Raw genomic sequence first — 6,021 nt, 5'->3', positions numbered from 1 at the left:
TGAGGTGCCGGCCGGTGCGCGTCCGGAGCGTGCGCTGCGGGCGTGGCTCGGACGGGTCGGGGACGCGGAGGCGCGGGCGCGCTGGCTGGACGTCCTGGACCGGCTGGAGCGCGGCCGCGACCGGGTGCGGGAGGCGGGGGGTGACGCCGACCGGGTCGTGGCGGCGATGACCGGCCTGGAGCGGGAGTTCGTTGCGCTCACCGACACGGCGGCGGTACGGGAGAAGGCGGAGGGCACGGCACCGTGCCGTGCCGTCGTGTACGCCGACTGCCGGCGCGCGGCCACCGCCCGCGCGGGGCGGGCCGTACGGGACGCGCTGGCGCCGCTGGAGCCGCTGCTGACCAGCGCGGCCTGGCTCACCGCGCGGCTCGCCGACGCCGTGATGGCGGAGGCCCGCGCGGTGTACGGGCGGCTCGCCGCGGAGGGGCCGGTGGATCTGGCGACCTTCTGGTTCGCGTGCATGCCGATCCTCCACGGGTCGGCCCGCGCCCGGGCTGCGGCGCTCCAGGAGGAGTTCCGCACCCGGTGGTCCGCGGTCCTGGCGGCGCCGGAGGGCTCCCGGCGGGTCCAGAGGTCCCTGGAGGACATCGCGGGCGCGGTCGCGGCGCGCTTCGGAACGCCGGACCCGCGGGCCGGGGCCGGTGGCCGGGCGGCGCCGGCCGGGTGGACGGCGGCGCGGTACCTGAGTCCGGATGTGATGGTGGCAGCGGCCGGGGCGGAGGCCGTGGCGCGGGGGGACTTCCAGCTCGTGCTGGGTGAGCTGCACCTCGCCGCGAACACGCTGGGCGCCTCGCTGTTCGTCCACCAGCACCCGGACCCGGAGGAGTTGACGCGCCTCACGGACCGCGACCACCCGGGGCCGCGGCTGATGCCGCTGCTGCCGAAGGAGCACCGGTCCCGGCTGTCCGCCCGTACCCGGCACGCCCTCGTACGCCCGGAGGACTACCACGTCGCCCTGGTGGACCTCACCGCCGACGCCGGGCGCCCGCGCACGGTGCCCAGCGCCGATGTGACGCTGACCGAACGGGACGGCGCGCTGGTGGTCGTCCTGCCGGACGGCGCCGAGTTCGCGGCGGTGGACGTGTTCGCGCACGTCCTGACGACCCTCGCCATGGACCTGTTCCAGATCCTGCCCGAGGCCCCGCACGCGCCGCGCGTGACCGTGGACCGTCTCGTCGTGGCCCGTGAGACCTGGCGGCTCGGCGCGCCCGGCATGGACTTCGCGGACGAGAAGGACGAGGCCCGCCGGTTCGTACGGGCCCGCCGCTGGCGGGAGCGGCACGGGCTGCCGCGCTTCGTGTTCGTGGTGCTGCCGACCGAACCCCGGCCGTTCTACGTGGACTTCGACAGTCCCGTGTACGTCAACATCCTCGCGAAGGCGGTGCGCAGGATGGCCCGCCGTGAGCCGGAGGGGCGGGCCGTGATCACTGAGATGCTCCCGACCCCGGAGCAGGCGTGGCTGGTCGACGACCGGGGCGACGCGTACACGTCCGAGCTGCGGTTCGTGGCGGTCGACGAGGGCGGGCCGGAGAGGGCGTAGGTGTACGTACGCGGGTGACGGCGGCGCGTCCGGCCGGGTTTCCGGCGGGGCGCGCCGCGGTCGTGCCTCCCGGTCCGCCGGGCCGCCCGTCGCGCTCACGGGCTGCGCGTGCCGCTGCGTCTTCTTCCCTACTGGCGGGGGCCCGCGCCCACGAGGGTGGAGGAAAACACCGCTTGGGAGGCCCGCAGTGAAGGTAGGCGCAGCTGTTCGCACCGTATCGTTCGCCCAGCGGAGGCTGTGGTTCCTGGACCAGCTCACCCGTGGTTCGTCCGACTCGTTGCTCCCCCTGGCGCTCCGTATCCGCGGCGCGCTGGACGTCCCGGCCCTCGAACGGGCGCTGACGGGTGTCGTGGCCCGCCACGAGGTGCTGCGCACCCGGTTCGTCGCGGTCGGCGGGGAACCCGTTCCGCAGGTCGACCCGCCCGCTCGGTTCACCGTCGGGCGCGTCGCCGCCGGCAGCGCCGACGAGGTGTTCGAGCGTGAGCTGGACCGGCCCATCGACCTGGCGCGTGAGCTGCCGCTGCGCGTGACGCTCACGCGCCTGGGTCCCGACGAGCATCTGCTGCTCCTCGTCGTGCACCACATCGCCGTGGACGGCTGGTCGTGGGATGTCCTGCTGCGCGAACTGGCCGCCGGCTACCGGGGCGAGGACGTGCCGGCGCCGCCGGCGCAGTACGCGGACTTCGCCCGCGAGCAGGCCGAGCGGCTGTCAGGACCGCGCATGGAGCGGCTCCTCGACTACTGGCGCGGCCGGCTGGCGGGCGTCACGCCGCTGGAGCTGCCGACGGACCGGCCGCGGCCGCGGTTCTGGGACGCGGCGGGAGACGTCGTACGGTTCGAGCTGCCGGCCGAGCTGGTGGCCGAGGCCGACCGGGTGGCGCGCACGCACCGGGCGACGCGCTACATGCTGCTCCTCGCGGTGTACCAGGCGCTGCTCGCCCGCTGGTCCGGGCAGTCGGACATCGCCGTGTGCACCACGCTGGCCGACCGGGGCGACCCGCGTGCGGCGGACGTGGTGGGGCCGTTCGTCAACACCATCGTGCTGCGCACCGACGTGTCGGCAGACCTGTCGTTCGCCGCGCTGCTCGGCCGGGTGCGCGAGGGGGCGCTGCGCGACTTCTCGCACGCCGACGCGCCGTTCGACCGCGTGGTGGGTGCCGTGGGCGGTGCCCGCGACCTGTCGCGCCACCCGCTGGCGCAGGCCTCGTTCACGATTCTCGGCACGCAGCGCCCGCCCGTGCTCGACGGCCTGGACATCGAGCTGGTGGCGACACCGCTGAAGGGCACGCCGCTGGACGTCTTCATGGACCTGGGCGCACGCCCGGACGGCAGCGTCATCGCCCGCCTCCAGTACTCCACGGCCCTGTTCGACGCGGCGACGATGCGGCGCTTCTGCACCGAGTACGTCGCGTTGCTGCGGGCGGTGGTGGCCGAGCCGGACGCGCCGGTCCACGGGTCGGCGCCCCTCGTCGTCCCGGGTGGCGGGGCCACGGGCACGGGCACGGGCCCGGCGGCCGTCCTGCCGTTCGGCGCCGGGGGTGGCTCCGGGGACGTGGCGCTGGTGTGCGGGCGCGATGCCGTCTCGTACGGGGAGCTGGACGGGCTGGCCGGCGGTCTGGCCGACGGGCTCGGAGCGGACGGAGTGGGGCGTGGTGACGCCGTCGGGGTGCTGGTGCGGCGCGGGACCGGCGCCGTGGTGGCCATGGCCGGGGTGTGGCGTGCGGGTGGCGTGTACGTGCCGCTCGATCCGCGGCTTCCCGAGGAGCGGCTGCGGTTCATGGTGGCCGAGGCGGGGGTGCGGTGCGTCGTGGCGGACGCGTCGACCGCCGGCTTGGCCGCCGGGCTCGGGGTGCCGGTCCGGTCCGTCGACACCGTCCGGGCGGCGCCCGGCGCGCCCCGCCGTGTCCCGCACGCCCGGGACCTCGCGTACGTGATCTTCACCTCGGGTTCGACGGGCCGCCCGAAGGCCGTCGGCGTCGAGCACGGCGCCCTCGCGGCCCATGTCGCCGCCGCGCGCGACACGTTCGGTGTCACGGCCCGCGACCGGGTGCTCGCCTTCTCCTCGTTCTCGTTCGACGCCTCGCTCGACCAGCTGCTGCCCGCCCTGTCGTGCGGCGCGACCGTGGTGCTCCGCCCGGACGAGCAGTGGCATCCGGCTCGTGTGCCCGCCGAGGTGCGGAAGCACGGGTTGACCGTCGTCAATCTGCCGCCCACCTACTGGTCCGAGCTGGCGTTCTCGCTCACCGACCGCACGGCCGCCGGCCTGGCGTCGCTGCGGCTGCTGATCCTCGGCGGCGAGGCGGTGCCGCCGGAGCCGCTCGCCGCCTGGCGGGCGCGCGCCCCGCACGTACGGGTGGTCAACGCGTACGGGCCGACGGAGACGACCGTCACCGCCACCGCGTACGACGTGCCGCGCCCGCCCGGCGCCGACGGGGAGTCCGGCCGGGTTCCGATCGGCAGGCCGCTGGGGGCGCGGCGGGCGTACGTGGTGGACGCCCGGGGCGGGCTCGCCGCCCCGGGTGAGCCGGGTGAACTGCTCCTGGGCGGCCCCGAGCTGGCCCGCGGCTACCTCGGCCGGCCCGCGCTGACGGCGGACCGGTTCGTACCGGACCCGTACGGCGGCGACGGCGGCCGCCTGTACCGCACGGGCGACCTGGTCCGTCTTCGGCCCGACGGGGAGCTGGAGTTCCTCGGGCGCATCGACGACCAGGTCAAGATCCGCGGGTTCCGCGTGGAACTGGGCGAAGTCGAGGCCGTACTGCGGGAGTTCCCCGGCGTGGTGGCATCGGCCGCCGCGGCCCGGCCCGACGCGAGCGGCGCGCTGGGCCTGACGGGGTACGTGGTGGCGGGTTCCGGCGGCGCGCTGGAGCCGTCCGCGCTGCGGGCCTGGTGCGCGGACCGGTTGCCGCACTACGCCGTGCCGTCGGACGTCGTCGTACTCGACGCGCTGCCGGTGAACGCGTCCGGCAAGCTGGACCGTTCGGCGCTGCCCGACCCGTCCCCGGACCGGTCGGTGAGCGGGGCGGCGTACACGGCTCCGCGTGACGCGACCGAGCGGGTGGTGGCGGAGATCTGGGCCGAGGTGCTGGGCGTGGAGCGGGTCGGCATCGACGACGGGTTCTTCGACCTGGGCGGGCATTCGCTGCTCGCGACGATGGCGGTGTCGCGGATCGCGGAGCGGCTGGGCCGTGACGTCGAGCTGCGCACGCTCTTCGAGCACCCGCGCATCCGCGAGTTCGGCCCGCTGGTGGGGGCGGCGCGGCAGGCCGCGGGCGGGGGTGTGGTGCCGGTGGACCGGTCGGGGCCGCTGCCGATGTCGTTCGCGCAGGAGCGGATGTGGTTCCTGGACCGGATGTCGGACGCCGGTGACGAGTACGTGCTGTGGTTCGCGTGGCGGATGCGGGGCGGGCTCGACCGGGCGGCCTGGCAGGGCGCGCTGGACGACGTGGTCGCCCGGCACGAGGTGCTGCGGACGGCGCTGGTCGAGGTCGACGGGCGGCCGGCGCAGCGGGTGATCGACGGGGTCGGTGTGCCGCTCGCCTGGCACACCGCCCCGGAGGCCGCCGGCGGCGAGGCGGAGCGCCTCGACCTCGTACGGGAGCGTGCGGCGGCCTTCGCGACGCGCCGGTTCGACCTGGCGGCGCCGCCGCTGCTGCGGGCGGGGGTGTGGGAACTGGACGCGGACGACCATGTGGCGGTCGTGGTCTTCCACCACGCGGCGACGGACGGCTGGTCGAAGGACGTCGTCGTCGGTGAGCTGTCCGCGTGCTACGGCGCCCGCCTCGCGGGCGGGCACGCGGGACTGCCGCCGCTTCCGGTGCAGTACGGCGACTTCGCGGTCTGGCAGCGCGGTGCCGAGGAGGACGGTGTCCTGGAGGAGCGGCTGCGGTACTGGGAGGCCGCGCTCGACGGGCTGCCGCCGCTGGAGCTGCCGACGGACCGGCCGCGGCCCGCCGTGTGGTCGGGGCGCGGTGCGGCGGTCGAGGTGGACCTGGCGCCCGAGCTGGCCGCCGGTCTCGACGCGTTGGCCCGGCGGTACGGCGCGACGCGGTTCATGGTGCTGCTGGCGGTGGTGCAGATCGTGCTGTCCCGCTGGACGGGGCAGCGGGACGTGGCGGTGGGCACGCCGGTGGCGGGGCGTGGCCAGGTGGAGCTGGAGCGGCTGGTCGGGCTGTTCGTGAACACGGTGGTGCTGCGCGGCGACCTGTCGGGCGACCCGGCGTTCGGGGAGTTCCTGGGCCGGGTGCGGGAGACGGTGCTCGGCGCGTTCGACCACCAGGACGTGCCGTTCGAGCGGCTCGTGGAGCGGCTGCGGCCGGAGCGCGACGCGTCCCGGAACCCGCTGTTCCAGGTGATGTTCGACGTGCAGGAGAGTCCGGTGGGCGGGCCGCGGGCCGAGGGGCTTGACGTGGAGCCGTTCGCGCTGCCGTGGCGGTCGGCGAAGTTCGACCTGACGGCGACGTTCCTGCTGTATCCGGACC

The 6,021-nt window shown here is 75.9% G+C and carries 2 protein-coding genes; both read left to right on the top strand.

Features of this window, described 5'->3' with window-relative positions; translation table 11 throughout:
• The coding region (locus HTZ82_RS13575; RefSeq protein WP_175409612.1) for a lantibiotic dehydratase at positions 1–1,540 on the top strand (1,540 nt) is incomplete at its 5' end.
• A 187-nt stretch (positions 1,541–1,727) separates the two neighbouring features.
• On the top strand, positions 1,728–6,021 hold a 4,294-nt coding region (locus HTZ82_RS13570), incomplete at its 3' end, for a non-ribosomal peptide synthetase (RefSeq protein ID WP_175409611.1).

This window comes from Streptomyces sp. TRM64462 (assembly GCF_013362995.1).
Taxonomy (GTDB): domain Bacteria; phylum Actinomycetota; class Actinomycetes; order Streptomycetales; family Streptomycetaceae; genus Streptomyces.
The sequence above is the reverse complement of the archived record's forward strand: the minus strand, read 5'-3'. Positions and strand labels throughout refer to the sequence as shown.